We start from the raw sequence: 15,839 nt of genomic DNA, 5'->3' as shown, positions 1-15,839 counted from the left end.
ATGCCCCTCATGCTGCCAGTCGGCCTGCGCGTTGACGCCTGTCCGCTGCACAAGTGGCCGGGGCGTTTATTGTTCATTTTCACAAAGACAGGGAAAGTGGCGGTGAATGTTCGGCCGCCATCGCTGGCAAGCCAGCTCCCACAGGGATTGTCGGTGAACACAAATGTAGTGAACACCATCAACCCTTGTGGGAGCTGGCTTGCCAGCGATGGCGGCCTCGAAAACACCTCATGCCGACAGATCTGTCTGCGGCAACAGCTGCACGCCCAGATACAGCGCCAGCATCCCGTCCAGCCTGAGCGGATCAACCCCGCTCAACTCGGCAATCCGTTCCATCCGATAACGCAAACTGTTGCGATGAATCCCCAACGCATCGGCACACGCCTGACTCTGGCCATCGTGCTCACACCAACTGCGCAGCGTCGCCAGCAATTGGCCGTTGCCGTCCTTGGCGATCACTTTACGCAAGGGTTTGAGCAATTCGTCCAGTGCATCATCGTTACGATGCCGCCACAACATCACCGGCAATCGATAGCGGTTCAACGTCAGCAATCGTGAGTGCGGCAACACTTCGCGACCATAGGCGAGCAAATCACCGACTCGTCGATAACAACGACGCAGCCCGGCCAGTCCATCGGCCTGCCCGCCTACGGCAATGCGCAGAATCTTCCAGCCGAGGCCGTCGAGTTTTTCCAGCAAGCGATCATGCTCGACGTTTTGACTCGCCGGCCGACACCACAGCAGTGACGACTTCGCCGAACTCACGCACCAACTGTCGGGATAACGCGACATCAACCAGGCACTCAACGCCTCGACGGTTTGCCCCGGCCCGTGTTCAAGTCCCAGTTCGAACAGATACGGCACTCGCGTCAATTGCGGTTTGAGTCCAAGTTGCTGTGCCTCATCGACCAGACGCGGCGAGTCCCCTGCCTCGCTTAACAGCAGCGCCAGCAAATCATCACAACGCTGACGCCGCCATTGCTGTTCGGCCTGCTGGTTGCGCTGACCGACGAGCATTTCGGCAGTCATGCGCACCAGTTCGGCATAGGTGCGCAACTGCTCCGGTTCGCCAGTGATGCCGAGCACGCCGATCAAGCGCTGATCGAGCAACAGCGGCAGGTTGATCCCCGGTTGCACGCCTTTTAGATGCACGGCCGTCTGCGCGTCTATCTCCACCACGCGCCCGTTGGCCAGCACCAGTTGCGCGCCTTCGTGACGGGTGTTGATGCGCTCCGGCTCGCCGCTGCCGAGGATCAGCCCCTGGCTGTCCATGACGTTGACGTTGTAGGGCAAAATGGCCATGGCCCGGTCGACGATGTCCTGGGCGAGGTCGTGATCGAGTTCGAACATAACGGCGGCAATCCTTAATTTTCGGCACTGGCCGTTGTTCACCCGCACAGGGGCTGACGGCAAACCCTGTGCTCAGGCACAAAGACAATCCGGCCAAAGGTGACCGAGACTCTCGGGGCGATCAACGTTACCCTTTGCATCGCAAAAAATCATAATAAAGAGAGAGCCGCTATGTCGCAGAGCGCCGCAGCTACCCAGACCATCGATGACGATAAAAACGCCGTCTACAAACGCATCACCCTGCGTTTGATCCCCTTCATCTTCATCTGCTACTTGTTCAACTACCTCGACCGGGTCAACGTTGGATTTGCCAAACTGCAGATGCTCGACGCACTGAAATTCAGCGAAACCGTGTACGGCCTCGGCGCCGGTATTTTCTTCATCGGCTACGTGCTGTGCGGCGTGCCAAGCAATCTGGCATTAACCAAATTCGGCCCACGGCGCTGGATTGCCGTGATGATGATCACCTGGGGCACGCTGTCGACTTGCCTGTTGTTCGTCACCACCCCGACCGAGTTCTACACCCTGCGCCTGTTCACCGGTGCGGCCGAAGCCGGATTCTTCCCGGGCGTCGTGCTGTACCTTTCGCAGTGGTTCCCGACCTTCCGCCGTGGCCGGATCATGGCGTTGTTCATGTCGGCGATCCCGGTGTCCGGTTTGCTTGGCAGCCCGTTCTCTGGCTGGATTCTCAATCACTTCGCCGCAGGACAAGGTGGTTTGGCGGGTTGGCAGTGGATGTTCCTGCTGCAAGGCATTCCTACCGTCATCCTCGGCGCCCTCGCCTATTTCCTGCTGAGCGACAGCTTCGCCAACGCCAAGTGGCTGAGCCCGCATGAGCGCGCCGTGCTCGAAGCGGATCAGGCCGAGGACCTGGCGAACAAGCCGAAGACTGCGTCCGACTCGCTGCTGGCGGTGTTCAAGAACCCGGCCATCTGGGCGTTTGGCCTGATTTATTTCTGCATCCAGAGCGGCGTGTACGCGATCAACTTCTGGCTACCGTCGATCATCAAGAACCTTGGCTTCAGCGATAACCTGGTGATCGGTTGGCTGAGTGCGATTCCGTATCTGCTGGCAGCGGTGTTCATGCTGGTGGTCGGGCGTTCGGCGGACTTGCGCAAAGAGCGCCGCTGGCATTTGGTGGTGCCGATGCTGATGGGCGCGATCGGTCTGGTGATTGCGGTGAATTTCGCGGCCAACCCGGCCATCGCGATTCTCGGTCTGACCATTGCCACCATGGGCGCGTTGACCGGCCTGCCGATGTTCTGGCCGGTGCCGACGGCCATGTTGAGCGCGGGCGCTGCGGCCGGTGGTCTGGCGTTGATCAACTCGATGGGGCAGATGGCTGGCTTCCTTAGTCCGTACCTGGTGGGTTGGGTCAAGGACAGCACGGGCTCGACGGATGCGGCGTTGTATCTGCTCGCGGGGGTGATTGTCGGTGGGAGTCTGCTGGCGTTGCGTATGACGCGGACGTTGCGCGCTTGAGGTCTTGATGCGAGGAAGAACGGCCCTTTTCAGGGCCGTTTTTTATTGGGGGTTCGACTTGGTTTTTGTGGTGTCCTGGAGATCTTTTCCCCCTCACCCCAGCCCTCTCCCCCAAGGGGCGAGGGGGAAAGGGAGCCGATCTGCGGGCTTTTCAAAGTCTGAGTTCGACTCGGTGAAAGGGAGCCGATTTTGGCGCTTTTCAAGACCTGAGTTCGACTCGGTATCGCACGTCGGTGTAGCTCGCTAACACCTCGGTCGGTTCCCTCTCCCTCTGGGAGAGGGCTAGGGTGAGGGCTGTGCTTTGGCATCCAGCTCGATCACATGCACCATCGCGTGCTCATCCTCATACAACCAACGCCCGGGAAAGGGAAACGGCGGGCGTCGGCCCGGCTTCAACCCGAGCAACCGGGCGAAATTATCCTGCACGATCTGCCCGTCAGCGGTATTGAAGGCCAGGTGATCGGATGTCCAGCTCATGCGGCTCTCTTGCGATAGTTGATTGATTGCAGTCTCCAACCTTGCCAATCACGAAAAAATCCCGCAAAAACGCAAAGATCTTTAAAGGATTTTTAGCAATGAGCTCGATTCTCGATCTGGAGATCTTCGTCCGCGTTGCCGATACCGGCAGCATTTCCGCCGCTGCTCGCGCGCTGGAGCTGACGCCAGCCGCCGCCAGTATCGCGGTGAAACGTCTGGAAACCCGCCTCGGCATTCGTTTGTTCGCACGCTCAACACGCAGTATTCGTCTGACGGAAGAAGGTCGGCGTTATCTTGAAAGTGTGCGCTTGGCACTGGCGGCCCTGGCCGAGGGTGAACAGGCACTCAAACAACAAAGCGAAGGGCTGAGCGGCGTGTTGCAACTGGCTGCGCCGTCTGACTTCGGGCGCAACGTGTTGTTGCCGTGGCTCGATGACTTCAAGCGCGAACATCCGAATATTCAACTGCAATTGTTGCTCAACGACCGGCATGCCGACCTGTTTCGCGAGACCGTCGATGTCGCCCTACGCTTCGGCGTACCGAGCGATTCGACATTGGTGGCGTTGCCGATTCTGCAGGGACACCGGCGCGTCGCCTGCGCCAGTCCTGACTATCTGGCGCGCCATGGCACCCCGCAACATCCCGCCGAACTAAGCGAGCACAGCGCCCTGCTCTATCTGCGCAATGGCCGGCCCTACAACAGCTGGCGTTTCAGTCGCGGCGAGGAAACGCTGGACGCCGAAGTCCACGGTGATTACCTCAGCGATGACGGCGAAGTCGCCCGCCGCTGGGCGTTGGCCGGACATGGCATCGCCTACAAGGCCTGGCTCGACATTGCCGAAGATGTCCACGCCGGGCGGTTGGTGACATTGTTTGATGACTGGCACGGCGAAAGTGCGCCGTTCAATTTGCTGTGTCCGCATCGGGTGCAAGTGTCGGAACGGGTCAGGGTGCTGCAGGTGTTTTTAACCGAGCGCTGTACTGCTCTGAGTCGATAAATCACTTTGCCGCGTCCCGTGCTTCTGGTATTTGATTAACCCCTTCCCACCGACAAAAGGATTTCGGCATGAGCTTTCGCACACTCGGGCACTCGGGGTTGCAAGTGTCCACCCTCACCCTCGGTACGATGATGTTTGGCGAGCAGACCAGCGCTGAGGATTCGCTGCGTATCATCGACAAGGCCTGGGATCAGGGGATCAATTTCATCGACACCGCTGACGTCTACACCAACGGTCGCTCCGAAGAGATCGTCGGCGAAGCGATTGCCCGTCATCGGCATGAGTGGGTGCTGGCGACCAAGGTCGGTTTCGGCCCGGTGGACGGTGTGCCGAATCGTAGCGGTCTGAGCCGCAAACACATTTTCAATGGCATCGATGCCAGCCTGACCCGGCTCGGCACGGACTATCTCGACATTTATTACCTGCACCGCGAAGACCACAACACGCCGCTGGAAGTGAGCGTGTCGGCGATCGGGGATCTGATTCGTCAGGGCAAGATTCGTTATTGGGGTTTGTCGAACTATCGCGGCTGGCGGATTGCCGAGGTGATTCGCATCGCCGATAAACTTGGCGTGGACCGCCCCGTGATCAGCCAGCCGTTGTATAACATCGTCAACCGTCAGGCCGAGACCGAGCAGATCACCGCGGCGCAAACCTACGGCTTGGGCGTGGTGCCTTACAGCCCGCTGGCGCGTGGGGTGCTCAGCGGCAAATACGCGCCGGATGTGCAGCCGGACGCCAACAGCCGCGCCGGTCGTCAAGACAAACGCATTCTGGAAACCGAGTGGCGCGTGGAATCACTGCGCATTGCCCAGCAGATTCAGCAGTACACCGAGCAGCGCGGCGTCGGGATGGTGGAGTTTGCGATTGCCTGGGTGCTGAACAACAGTGCAGTGACGTCGGCAATTGTCGGGCCGCGCACCGAAGCGCAATGGGATGCGTATTCCAAGGCACAGGCCGTGAAGATCACGGCAGCCGATGAGGCGTTTATCGATTCGCTGGTGACGCCGGGCCATGCATCGACGCCGGGATTCAACGATGTCAGTCATTTTGTGTCGGGGCGTAAACCGCACCTGGTTTAAGCGTTTTCCCGTGTCCAGCAACAGCCGATACAATCGGCTGTTTTTCGTTGAAGCAAACGCGATCAAACGGATGATTTGATTGATCGTTCAGAAATAATCAGGGACTTATTACATGCTCAATCGCCCCGTTGAGGTATCCAGGAAGCCTTTGCGCGGGCTGCTGTTCAAACTGTTTGCCGATAAGCTTCCTGCGCCGGCAGCGACCGCCACTGTCGGGGATCGCAAACCCTCTATTGATTACCGTGCGGATATCGACGGGCTGCGCGCAATCGCAGTCTTGCTGGTGCTGATTTTCCACGGAGGCCTGTCGTTCTTCCCGTCCGGGTTTATCGGCGTCGATATCTTCTTCGTGATCTCGGGTTATCTGACCACCGCGATCATCATGAAATCGCTGAACAACGGCACGTTCACGTTCTCGGGGTTCTACACGCGGCGCATCTGGCGCCTGCAACCGGCCGTCATTGCGTTGCTGGTCGCAACGCTGATAGTCACCACGTTGTTGTACTTGCCCGATGACTATGTCGACTTTCTCAAAAGCGAGAAATACACGTCGCTGATCATCTCCAACCAGTACTTTTCCAAAGTCACCACGGGTTACGCCACGCCCGATGCGGCCAGTCTGCCGCTCTTGCACACCTGGTCGCTGGCCATCGAATGGCAGTGGTATCTGGCGCTGCCATTGGGCCTCTGGTTGCTCTACCGTTATCTGGCGAAAAGCCTTTTCAAAGCGGCGGTGCTCGGCTTGACCCTGGCGGCCATGGCGCTCGCGCTGTACCTGTCTTACTCGGCGCCTGAAAAAAACTACTACTTCTTCACCGCGCGAATTTTCGAATTGATGATCGGCTCCTGTGCGGTGATCTTCAGCACGGCTACATTCAGGCTCAATCGCCTGAGCGCCACGCTGGTCTGCGCGCTTTCGCTGGCGACGATCATCTACTGCGCCACCCTGGAAGATATCCTGCCGGGCTTTCCGCGATTCCACGCCATCGCCGTGTGCCTCGCCACGGCAGCCCTGTTGTTTCAGGGGGTCGGCGATGCGAGCATTACGTCGAAACTGCTGGCGTTCAAACCCCTGGTGTTTATCGGCACGCTCTCGTACTCCTTGTACTTGTGGCACTGGCCGATCCTGGCGGTGATGAGTTACATGGGCATCGCGCTCACCCCGCCGATGACGATCGTTTACTTCGCCTCGACGTTCGTCACGGCCTGGCTCTGCTATGTGTTGATCGAAAACCGCTTTCGAAAGGCCAGGCTCGGCTTTGCCAAAACCCTGGTCGTGCTAATGATCGCGCCGGCAATCGTCCTGTCCCTGCTCCACGCTGCCAGCGTCAGACAAGATGGCTGGCCAAACCGCTTCAACCAAGGCTACAACGACGTGTTCAACGGCTTGAAAGCGTTTGTTCCGGCCACTCGCGAGGGATGCCTGGGTGTCAGCGATGGCGCCGACCCTGGCTGCATATCGGGTGCCGCACAGGCTGCACCGCAAATATTGCTGATGGGCGATTCGTTTTCGAATCATTACTGGGGCTTTGTTGAAACGCTGGCCAGGGATGCCAATCTTGCCGTGCTCACACAGGGCTATCCGGCGTGCCTCGCCTTGCCCGGAATCTACCTCTATGACGTGAATAAATACACGAACGGGCTTTATCAAAAATGCCACAACGCCGCTCAACGCTATTACGACATGATCGCGAAGCAGCATTTCAAGTATGTGATCGTGGGCCAGTTCTGGGAGGCCTATCTCGACGATGAGATCGTCACCAAACTCGATGACCCGCGCAGCCCGGAACTGTCAAGACAACGCCTCGGCACAGCGATCCGCAAGGCCCTGGATATCATTGTCGAATCCGGTGCTACACCGGTCTTTCTGGAAAATACGTTGCCCATGCCTGCGGGGATCAACACGTGCTTGCTGCAACAGGTCAAATTGCGCGGGTTAATGGGCAGTGCCGAGCAAAGCAGCCTCTGCGCCACGGCGCCATGGTCAGGCGCAAAAGAGCCGGTGCTGGAACAACTGTTCAATGACCTGAAGACCGAATACCCCGGTTTGATCGTCATTGACCCGAAAATCGTGCAATGCAAAGACGCCGCCTGCATGACCACCGTCGACGGTTTACCGGTCTATCGTGACATTGGTCATATCACCGATTACGCCTCTTACAAGTTCGGCGAGATGTATCTCATGCGCTTCGGCAATCCGTTGAAGGGTGTGCAGTGATGTTTTCCTGGCACTGACTACGCTTGTGGAGAAACGCCCGCAGGTTGCGATCTTTCGGCTTTCAAAGGCGAGATCAAAAGATCGCAGCCTGCGGCAGCTCCTACAGGGGAATGTGTGTGAAGAATATTGAGCATTTGCCCAATATTCAGCACAAAAACCACGTATCCTTCGCGCCCCGTTTGACCATCAACCCCCGCGAGGACAGTTTGTCTAAAGGTATCGCTCTATCGGTTTCAGCCTCGGTGCTGTTTGCCGTCATGTATTACTACACCTCGCTGCTCACACCGTTGAGTGGCGTAGAGATTTTCGGCTGGCGGATGCTGCTGACCGTACCGTGCATGACCGTGTTCATGCTGGTTTCCGGGGAATGGCGGCGGGTGCTGGAGCTGGTTCGAGTGGTCGCTGCAAAGCCAAAACTGGTCGCCGGGTTGATCGTCTCGGCCGCCCTGCTCGGTGTGCAACTGTGGCTGTTCATGTGGGCGCCGCTCAACGGCTACAGCCTCGACGTGTCGCTGGGCTACTTTCTGCTGCCGCTGGCGATGGTCCTGACCGGACGGATTGCCTACGGCGAGAGCCTGTCGTACCTGCAAAAAGTCGCGGTATTCTTCGCCACCCTGGGCGTGTTGAACGAGTTGTATCAGGTCGGCGGTTTTTCTTGGGCGACACTGGTGGTCGTGATCGGCTACCCGCTGTATTTCGTCCTGCGCAAATACCTGAAAACCGACCACCTCGGCGGATTGTGGGTGGATATGACGCTGATGCTGCCAGTCGCCTGGTGGTTTGTGCAGGGCGGCGAGCAAGGCTTTGGCGTGTTTGATCAATACCCGGGGCTGCTGTGGCTGATCCCGCTGCTCGGCCTGATCAGCGCGTCGGCGCTGGTGGTGTACATCATTGCCAGCCGTTTGCTGCCGTTCAGTCTGTTTGGCCTGTTGAGTTATGTTGAGCCGGTGCTGTTGCTTGGTGTGGCGTTGTTGCTCGGTGAGAGCATCAAGTCCGGGGAATGGCTGACGTATATTCCGATCTGGCTGGCGGTTGTGGTGCTGATCTTCGAAGGTTTTAAACATCTGATGCGACAGCGCCGCCCTTAAAAGCAAAAGATCGCAGCCTTCGGCAGCTCCTACAGGGAAAATGCATTCCAAATGTAGGAGCTGCCGAAGGCTGCGATCTTTTGATCTTGAATGAAGCCCGACCGGCTTGAACGGGCCGGGCTTTTTACTGATTACTCAGTGGCGAGCACGCCACGACGTACCTGGTCACGCTCGATCGATTCGAACAAGGCCTTGAAGTTGCCCTCGCCGAAACCATCATCGCCTTTGCGCTGGATGAATTCGAAGAACACCGGGCCCATCAAGGTTTCCGAGAAGATCTGCAGCAGCAGGCGCTTGTCGCCCTGCTCCGAGGCGCCGTCGAGCAGGATGCCGCGCGATTGCAGTTGATCAACCGGCTCGCCATGGTTCGGCAAACGGCCTTCGAGCATTTCGTAGTAGGTGTCCGGCGGCGCGGTCATGAAGCGCATGCCGATCTTCTTCAACTGATCCCAGGTCTTGATCAAGTCGTCGGTGAGGAACGCCACGTGCTGGATACCCTCGCCATTGAACTGCATCAGGAACTCTTCGATCTGGCCGGCGCCTTTGGACGATTCTTCGTTCAACGGGATGCGGATCATGCCGTCCGGTGCGGTCATCGCTTTCGAGGTCAGGCCGGTGTATTCGCCCTTGATGTCGAAGTAGCGAATTTCGCGAAAATTGAACAGCTTCTCGTAGAAGTTCGCCCAATAGGCCATGCGACCGCGATACACGTTGTGGGTCAGGTGGTCGATGATCTTCAGGCCGGCGCCAACCGGATTGCGGTCAACGCCTTCGATAAACACGAAGTCGATGTCGTAGATCGAGCTGCCTTCGCCAAAACGGTCGATCAGGTACAGCGGCGCGCCGCCAATGCCTTTGATTGCTGGCAGGTTCAGCTCCATCGGACCGGTTTCGATGTGGATCGGCTGAGCGCCGAGTTCCAGTGCGCGGTTGTAGGCTTTTTGCGAATCCTTGACGCGGAACGCCATGCCGCACACGGACGGGCCGTGCTCGGCGGCAAAGTACGAAGCGACGCTGCTGGGTTCGTTGTTGAGGATCAGGTTGATCGCGCCCTGACGGTACAGGTGCACGTTCTTGGAGCGGTGGGTCGCGACTTTGGTGAAGCCCATGATCTCGAAGATCGGCTCCAGAGTGCCCGGCACCGGCGATGCGAGTTCGATGAATTCAAAGCCCATCAGGCCCATTGGGTTTTCGTATAAATCTGCCATGGTGGCACCTCATCATTTCTTATCAATTAACCAGGGTTATTTGTCAGTCATGTGAGGTCGGTGGGTGGCGCGCAGGAGATGCCACGCACACTGCGGGCGAGGAAGTCACCGTAGATCAGTTGAAACCCGAATATCTTCATTGTCGACCCAAGGCTCTTGCGGGCGAGGCTTCTGCTGCCAGAAGACGATTATTATTGTATGCGTAACCCGATTCTACACAGCGTAAATAGGCTTGTCTGCTCTCTCTATAAAATCCGCTTTCTGACGCCCGGTGCAAGGGGTTTGTTGCACAGGTAAATGCCCGTCAGGATCAATGCGCCACCCCCATACATGGCCAATGTCAGTTGTTCGCCCAGCAACACTGCGCCGAAGACCACGGCCGTCAATGGGTTCAGCGCGATAAACACCCCGCTGCGCGTCGCGCCTATTTTACGAATGCCATCGTAGTAGCCGATGTAGGCCAGCGCCGAGCCGAGGACGCCGAGGTACAGCAGGCTCAACCATTGCGGCAGCGCCAGATCATTCAGCGCCTGCCAGCTCAGTTCGCCGCGCACAGCCGCCAGAACCCACAACATGAGCGTGCCGATCAGGATTGAATACGTCACGGTCTGCACCGGCCCCAGCGTTTGATTCAGCTCACGGGAAAACAACGAATAAACACCCCAGCCCAGCACGCAGCCGAGAATCAGCAGATCACCGATCCAGGCATCAGGTGTGGCCGCCAGTAATTGCGGATTACGACTGACGATCACCAGCCCGGCGCCGCCAATACAGGTCGCGATACCGGCGACTTTCATCCGGCCCAAACGCTCTTTGAACAACCACCACGAGGCGAGACCGATTACCGCGGGGTTCAACGCGACAATCAACGAGGCCCGCGACGCGTTGATGTATTGCAGACCATAAAAGAAGCACAGGTTGTAGAAGAAAATCCCGAAGAATCCCAATAGCATCAGTTGCAGCCACTGCCTTGGGGTCGGACGCGCCAAGGGGATCCGCGCCAGCCACAGGAAGCCCAGCAACGCCGCGCTGGCGAGCAAGAAGCGCAGGCTGGCGGCGAACATTGGACTCAGGCTGCCGGCCAGGAAACGTCCGGCGACAAAGGTCCCGCCCCAGATCATGGTGACCGCCGCCAGAGTCAGGTAAACGGGTATGTCGGATGAAGTTGTGTGCAGCTGCTCGACGTTGCGCATGACGCTCCAGCCCAAGGAAATTGAGGAATGCCGTATCATTGACCTCATTCCTTGTCATCGTAAAATGAGCAAATACTCATGACCCTCACCCAACTGGAGATCTTCTCGCTGGTCGCCGAACTGCGCGGTTTCACCCTCGCCGCGCACCGGCTGGGGATTTCACAGTCGGCGGTATCCCACGCGATGAAGTCGCTGGAGCAGGAACTCGGCGTCGAGCTGCTGCGTCGACACCAGTCATCGGTGGAACTCAGTGACATCGGTGAGCAATTATTGCTGCGCGCCCGCGCGATGCTCGGTCTGGCCAACACCTTGCGTCAGGAAGCCGCCGATGCGCGCGGTATGAAAAGCGGCACCTTGCGCATCGGCTCGTTCGGGCCAACTTCGTCGATCAAACTGCTGCCCAATATTTTGCGGCGTTATCGAGAGGCACATCCGGGCATCGAGGTGCACATCGATGAAGGACCGGATCGACAAGTGACTCAGTGGCTCGAAGAGCGGCGGATCGACATCGGTTTTGTGGTGCTGCCCCAAGATCGCTTCGACACGTTTGCGCTCATCGAAGACCAGATGGTTGCCCTGCTCCCTGTAGGTCATCCGCTGGCAGCGCGGTCGGCGTTGAGCCTCAAGGAGTTGTGCGACGCGCCGTTTGTGCTGACCGAGGCTGGTTCTTCTGAACTGGTGTCGCGGCTGTTCATGGCCGCGCGTTTACAACCAAACATTCGCTATCGCTGCTCGCAACTGCTCAGCACCCTCGACACCGTCAGCCGTGGTGACGCCATTACGATTGTTGCCGAAGGCTCATTGCCGCCGGAGGCAACGCCTCGCTATGTGAAGAAGCCATTATTGCCCGCCGTACAGCGTCAGGTTGGCCTTGCGGTCCTTGATCAGCGCCAGGCGTCCCCCGCTACGCTGGCATTTATCGAGTTGGCGACGCGGATGAAGCACTGATGAGCGGCGCAAGCGACTTCGGCCATCTATCCTCCCCCCTGGCTGATGTGAATTGCGCGCCGTGATCCGGCCTGCCTTCAAAAGCCTCAATCCATCGCGACAGGATGCGCCCATGCCGTTGACCGTCAGACCACGCCGCAAACGCAGCACCCGCATCGTTTTAACACTGCTCAGCGGTCTGCTTCCGGTGCTGCTGGGCAGCGCGATCCTTTATATGCAGGCTGAACGCACGCTGGAACAAAGTTCACGACAGACTGCAGAAGAGGCGTTGGGCCAGTTCGAGTTGATGCTCGATAACACCGCCCAGGCAGCCCGTGAATTGCTGCCACTGGCCGGCCAGGCATGTGAGAACGTCAAACTCGCCCTGCGCGAGCAAGTGACCCGCCGTCCATTTGTACGCTCGACCAATCTGGTGTGGGACAACAACCTCTATTGCAGCTCGTTGTTTGGCGACTTCAAGGAAGCCGTCAACGCGGGTGACTACAACCAGGGCAAGTTGTGGCTGATGAATGGCAACCCGGTCACCCCCGACACCGCCCTATTGGTTTATCGGCTCAGCGAAGGTCGCGGCGGCGCCCTGACGACACTGGATGGTTACCATCTAAGCAACATGTTGCGTCTGATCGGCCGGCACATGCTGTTGGTGTTGCAAGTGGGCGATAACTGGCTGTCGGCCGATGGCAAAGTACAGACCGGCGCCCTGCCCGCGTTGCCGATAGCGCAAAACACGCTGGACTCTTCGCGCTATGCGTTCAGCGTTTCCGCCGGTTTCCCCGAAGGCGAAACCTGGCGCTACATGGCCGATGAATACCCGCCGCTGTTTAGTTTGTTGATCTTTTTTGGTGTGGTGTCGGGTGCCATCGGCCATGTCTTGCAGAAACGCTCTACTTCGCCGAGCCACGAGATGCTCCGCGCGCTGGAAGCCGGCGAGTTCATTCCTTACTTCCAGCCCGTGGTGCATGGCGACAGCAGGAAATGGTCGGGGGCGGAAGTGCTGATGCGCTGGACTCACCCCAAAGAAGGGCTGGTGCGCCCGGACCTGTTTATTCCATTCGCCGAACATTCGGGATTGATCGTGCCGATGACCCGCGCCCTAATGCAACAGACCGCCGCAGTGCTGGGACCGCTGTCATCAACGTTCACCCCGCCCTTTCATATCGGCATCAATATCACCGCCAGCCACTGCAAGGATCTGGAACTGGTGGCGGACTGCCGCACGTTCCTCGCCGCGTTCGCGCCCGACAGCATCAGCCTGGTGCTGGAGCTGACCGAGCGCGAATTGATCGAGCCGACCGACATCACCCGGCAACTGTTCGAGCAACTGCATGCACTGGGCGTGAAGATCGCGATTGACGACTTCGGCACCGGCCACTCAAGTCTCGGCTACTTGCGCAAATTCAATGTCGACTTCCTCAAGATCGATCAGAGTTTCGTCGCCATGATTGGCATCGACGCGCTGTCCCGACACATTCTCGATACCATTATCGAACTGTCGGTCAAGCTTGATTTGGGTATTGTTGCCGAAGGTGTCGAAACTCAGGCGCAAGCCGATTATCTGACTGCACACCACGTCAACTTTCTGCAAGGCTACCTGTTCGGCAAACCGATGCCGGCCGCGGACTTCATCAGCGCATTAACTCACCATTAACTAAGCCGGATTAAGACGAACGTCCCGATCAGGCGCACCAAATTGATACAAAAGACCGCCGTTGTTACATGAAGACAACATCAGGATTTACTCTTGGCGCATTAACTACTACAATTTTTTCAACCTGAGCAAGATTGGCAGGTGAGCCATTTATCACCGAGTCGCTTCAAGGCTCTTGGCTTATTAGCTTTGTTTGCGGTTGGTATCAGCCAAACACACTATTGGAGTAAAGATATTGTCCAGACTCGCTGAATTTCGTGCAGCTGAAAAGGCCCTTCAGGAACAGCTCAAACAGCTGGAATCGCTGAAGAACGATGCCGGGCTCAAGAAAGAAATCGAATTCGAAGAAAAGCTCCAGGGGCTGATGAAAACCTACGGCAAAGGCCTGAAAGACATCATCGCCATCCTCGATCCGAACCCGGCAAAATCCGGTCTGCAGACCTCCGCAGCACCTAAAACCCGCCGCGCCCGTGTGGTCAAGGTTTATCACAACCCGCACACCGGTGAACTGATCGAAACCAAGGGCGGCAACCACCGCGGCCTGAAAGCCTGGAAGGAACAATACGGTGCTGCCACCGTTGATTCCTGGTTGCGCGGTTAATCCCCGTCAACAAAAAAAGCCCTGCATCATGCAGGGCTTTTTTATTGACAATATCTAACAAATGAAATGAATTTCATCGAAGAAGTTGCGCGTTTTCTGTAACGTTGCTGAGCCAGCCGCTAAACATTTTGCTGCGCGATGTTGCGATCAGGGCCCACGTTAAACTTTGTGCTTAATTCCTTCGGGTATCTAACCTTCGCCGTGAAGAGTACAGCGGCTTAAAGTTTCAAGCTGTTTCTCACCGCCACAATCTCGTCTGCGCTCGCCTTATAAACCTCAGCTTGCCCGGCGTAGGAAAGAACATAAGCCTTGTCCGCCTCGACCGCCGCCACCAGGGTTTGCGACAACACATGTCGACCGTTTTCGGTGATCGTGCAAGTGGTTTCCAGTGCCGACAAAGTGCCCAACGTGGCCGGATGCACTTTGTTGCAGACACTTTGGTAGCCGCCCTGGAAAAAGTCCTTCTGAATCGACTTGCGCATCTCCAGCAGCACGCCCTGCAAATTGACCTGATGGTCCTTCTCAACCTGAGTCATGGTCAACTCCATCACCATCACCTGATTGCCATTGGCGTCGTTTTTGACCGCCCGTTGCCGAGAAACCTGCGGCGACGTTTGCGGCAGCGCTTCAACTTCCCAGCCTGCCGGCCAGATAACGCCCGGTACGTCCGCCAGCACGCACGTTGCGGCAAGGGACAAAGCGGAAAAAACAAACAGGGATTTGAACAGTCGGATCATTGCCGGACGCACTCGCAGATTGAGCGGTAAAGTCTGAGGCCCACCCGCACGCAGGGCAAGTCTGCCCTTTCATTTGGCGATGCTGGCAGGCATGCGTATCATTGCGCCCATTCACTCGCCCATAGTTATTGAGGGCCCATGAGCCTGCACGAACTCAACACTTTCCCCGGCGTCACTGCCACCCCAGACAGCGCAACCCGCAACTTCGTCTTCAACCACACCATGCTGCGCGTGAAGGACATCACCAAGTCCCTGGACTTCTACACCCGCGTACTGGGTTTCTCGCTGGTCGAGAAGCGCGACTTCGCGGAAGCCGAGTTCAGCCTGTACTTCCTCGCACTGGTCGACAAATCGCAGATCCCGGCCGATGCCGCTGCGCGCACCGAGTGGATGAAGTCGATTCCGGGCATTTTGGAACTGACGCACAACCACGGCACCGAGAACGACGCCGATTTCGCCTATCACAATGGCAATACCGATCCACGTGGTTTTGGCCACATCTGCATTTCGGTACCGGATATCGTCGCGGCGTGTGCACGCTTTGAAGAGCTGGGCTGCGACTTCCAGAAGCGCCTGACTGATGGCCGCATGAAAAGCCTGGCATTCATCAAGGATCCGGATGGTTACTGGGTCGAGATTATTCAGCCAGCGCCGCTGTAAAAGCTGAAAAGCCCCTCACCCTAACCCTCTCCCATAGGGAGAGGGGACTGATTGTGATCTGGCTTAATGATTCTGGACACCCCTAAAGGGCGTTAATCTACGCCCAACGAAGAGGTGTGATTTGACCAGACGATATTTTTCGACAGATT

At 57.6% G+C, this 15,839-nt stretch carries 14 protein-coding genes; 9 read left to right on the top strand and 5 right to left on the bottom strand.

What is annotated here, in order from left to right:
- Positions 1 to 228: 228 nt before the first annotated feature.
- Positions 229 to 1,350 (bottom strand): sugar diacid recognition domain-containing protein, encoded by a 1,122-nt coding sequence (locus ACIF4X_RS21800; RefSeq protein ID WP_397483686.1) that lies wholly within the window; start codon positions 1,348 to 1,350, stop codon positions 229 to 231.
- A gap of 171 nt (positions 1,351 to 1,521) precedes the next feature.
- Here ACIF4X_RS21800 and ACIF4X_RS21795 point away from each other — a divergent pair, with 171 nt between their 5' ends.
- Complete coding sequence (locus ACIF4X_RS21795; protein WP_397483685.1) at positions 1,522 to 2,832, top strand: MFS transporter; 1,311 nt, start codon at positions 1,522 to 1,524, stop codon at positions 2,830 to 2,832.
- Positions 2,833 to 3,114: 282 nt separating this feature from the next.
- Here ACIF4X_RS21795 and ACIF4X_RS21790 read toward each other — a convergent pair whose 3' ends face one another.
- Entirely contained in the window at positions 3,115 to 3,309 is a 195-nt protein-coding gene (locus ACIF4X_RS21790) for a hypothetical protein (RefSeq protein WP_397483721.1), read from the bottom strand.
- A 98-nt stretch (positions 3,310 to 3,407) separates the two neighbouring features.
- On the opposite strand from ACIF4X_RS21790, the gene ACIF4X_RS21785 reads away from it, so the two are divergent.
- From ACIF4X_RS21785 to rarD, 4 genes are all read left to right on the top strand, one after another.
- Entirely contained in the window at positions 3,408 to 4,307 is a 900-nt protein-coding gene (locus ACIF4X_RS21785; protein ID WP_397483684.1) for a LysR family transcriptional regulator, read from the top strand.
- Between the two features lie 68 nt (positions 4,308 to 4,375).
- Positions 4,376 to 5,389 carry an aldo/keto reductase gene (locus ACIF4X_RS21780; protein WP_397483683.1) on the top strand — a complete coding sequence of 338 codons (1,014 nt, stop codon included), beginning with the start codon at positions 4,376 to 4,378 and terminating at the stop codon, positions 5,387 to 5,389.
- Between the two features lie 112 nt (positions 5,390 to 5,501).
- On the top strand, positions 5,502 to 7,607 hold the full coding sequence (locus ACIF4X_RS21775) for an acyltransferase family protein (RefSeq protein ID WP_397483682.1): 2,106 nt from the start codon (positions 5,502 to 5,504) through the stop codon (positions 7,605 to 7,607).
- Between the two features lie 206 nt (positions 7,608 to 7,813).
- Positions 7,814 to 8,695: an EamA family transporter RarD gene (gene rarD / locus ACIF4X_RS21770; RefSeq protein ID WP_397483681.1), complete on the top strand. Its 882-nt coding sequence runs from the start codon at positions 7,814 to 7,816 to the stop codon at positions 8,693 to 8,695.
- A 131-nt stretch (positions 8,696 to 8,826) separates the two neighbouring features.
- Here the strand turns inward: rarD and hppD are convergent, their stop codons facing one another.
- Positions 8,827 to 9,903 (bottom strand): 4-hydroxyphenylpyruvate dioxygenase, encoded by a 1,077-nt coding sequence (hppD, locus tag ACIF4X_RS21765; RefSeq protein ID WP_397483680.1) that lies wholly within the window; start codon positions 9,901 to 9,903, stop codon positions 8,827 to 8,829.
- Positions 9,904 to 10,148: 245 nt separating this feature from the next.
- Complete coding sequence (locus tag ACIF4X_RS21760) at positions 10,149 to 11,096, bottom strand: DMT family transporter (RefSeq protein ID WP_397483719.1); 948 nt, start codon at positions 11,094 to 11,096, stop codon at positions 10,149 to 10,151.
- A 78-nt stretch (positions 11,097 to 11,174) separates the two neighbouring features.
- Between ACIF4X_RS21760 and ACIF4X_RS21755 the strand changes: the two genes are divergently transcribed.
- The 3 genes from ACIF4X_RS21755 to ACIF4X_RS21745 all read left to right on the top strand — a co-directional run bounded on the left by ACIF4X_RS21755 (position 11,175) and on the right by ACIF4X_RS21745 (position 14,293).
- The gene (locus ACIF4X_RS21755; protein WP_397483679.1) at positions 11,175 to 12,044 is read left to right on the top strand and encodes a LysR family transcriptional regulator; all 870 of its coding nucleotides are present in this window, start codon (positions 11,175 to 11,177) and stop codon (positions 12,042 to 12,044) included.
- A 112-nt stretch (positions 12,045 to 12,156) separates the two neighbouring features.
- Positions 12,157 to 13,692: an EAL domain-containing protein gene (locus ACIF4X_RS21750; RefSeq protein WP_397483678.1), complete on the top strand. Its 1,536-nt coding sequence runs from the start codon at positions 12,157 to 12,159 to the stop codon at positions 13,690 to 13,692.
- A gap of 235 nt (positions 13,693 to 13,927) precedes the next feature.
- On the top strand, positions 13,928 to 14,293 hold the full coding sequence (locus ACIF4X_RS21745) for a histone-like nucleoid-structuring protein, MvaT/MvaU family (RefSeq protein ID WP_007912217.1): 366 nt from the start codon (positions 13,928 to 13,930) through the stop codon (positions 14,291 to 14,293).
- Between the two features lie 218 nt (positions 14,294 to 14,511).
- Here ACIF4X_RS21745 and ACIF4X_RS21740 read toward each other — a convergent pair whose 3' ends face one another.
- Positions 14,512 to 15,030 carry a DUF4946 domain-containing protein gene (locus tag ACIF4X_RS21740; RefSeq protein WP_397483677.1) on the bottom strand — a complete coding sequence of 173 codons (519 nt, stop codon included), beginning with the start codon at positions 15,028 to 15,030 and terminating at the stop codon, positions 14,512 to 14,514.
- A 138-nt stretch (positions 15,031 to 15,168) separates the two neighbouring features.
- Between ACIF4X_RS21740 and gloA the strand changes: the two genes are divergently transcribed.
- Positions 15,169 to 15,690 carry a lactoylglutathione lyase gene (gloA, locus tag ACIF4X_RS21735; protein ID WP_397483676.1) on the top strand — a complete coding sequence of 174 codons (522 nt, stop codon included), beginning with the start codon at positions 15,169 to 15,171 and terminating at the stop codon, positions 15,688 to 15,690.
- The last annotated feature ends 149 nt before the right edge of the window (positions 15,691 to 15,839 follow it).

Origin of the sequence: Pseudomonas sp. NPDC085632 (genome assembly GCF_044541255.1) — a bacterium.
Taxonomy (GTDB): domain Bacteria; phylum Pseudomonadota; class Gammaproteobacteria; order Pseudomonadales; family Pseudomonadaceae; genus Aquipseudomonas.
This window is presented reverse-complemented; position numbering and strand designations above follow the sequence as displayed.

Coding starts and splice junctions, on each gene's coding strand:
- ACIF4X_RS21775 (WP_397483682.1), top strand. CDS start 5,502: ATGCTCAATCGCCCCGTTGAGGTATCCAGGAAGCCTTTGCGCGGGCTG.
- ACIF4X_RS21740 (WP_397483677.1), bottom strand. CDS start 15,030: ATGATCCGACTGTTCAAATCCCTGTTTGTTTTTTCCGCTTTGTCCCTT.
- gloA (WP_397483676.1), top strand. CDS start 15,169: ATGAGCCTGCACGAACTCAACACTTTCCCCGGCGTCACTGCCACCCCA.
- ACIF4X_RS21785 (WP_397483684.1), top strand. CDS start 3,408: ATGAGCTCGATTCTCGATCTGGAGATCTTCGTCCGCGTTGCCGATACC.
- ACIF4X_RS21780 (WP_397483683.1), top strand. CDS start 4,376: ATGAGCTTTCGCACACTCGGGCACTCGGGGTTGCAAGTGTCCACCCTC.
- ACIF4X_RS21800 (WP_397483686.1), bottom strand. CDS start 1,350: ATGTTCGAACTCGATCACGACCTCGCCCAGGACATCGTCGACCGGGCC.
- ACIF4X_RS21795 (WP_397483685.1), top strand. CDS start 1,522: ATGTCGCAGAGCGCCGCAGCTACCCAGACCATCGATGACGATAAAAAC.
- ACIF4X_RS21760 (WP_397483719.1), bottom strand. CDS start 11,096: ATGCGCAACGTCGAGCAGCTGCACACAACTTCATCCGACATACCCGTT.
- ACIF4X_RS21790 (WP_397483721.1), bottom strand. CDS start 3,309: ATGAGCTGGACATCCGATCACCTGGCCTTCAATACCGCTGACGGGCAG.
- ACIF4X_RS21755 (WP_397483679.1), top strand. CDS start 11,175: ATGACCCTCACCCAACTGGAGATCTTCTCGCTGGTCGCCGAACTGCGC.
- ACIF4X_RS21750 (WP_397483678.1), top strand. CDS start 12,157: ATGCCGTTGACCGTCAGACCACGCCGCAAACGCAGCACCCGCATCGTT.
- hppD (WP_397483680.1), bottom strand. CDS start 9,903: ATGGCAGATTTATACGAAAACCCAATGGGCCTGATGGGCTTTGAATTC.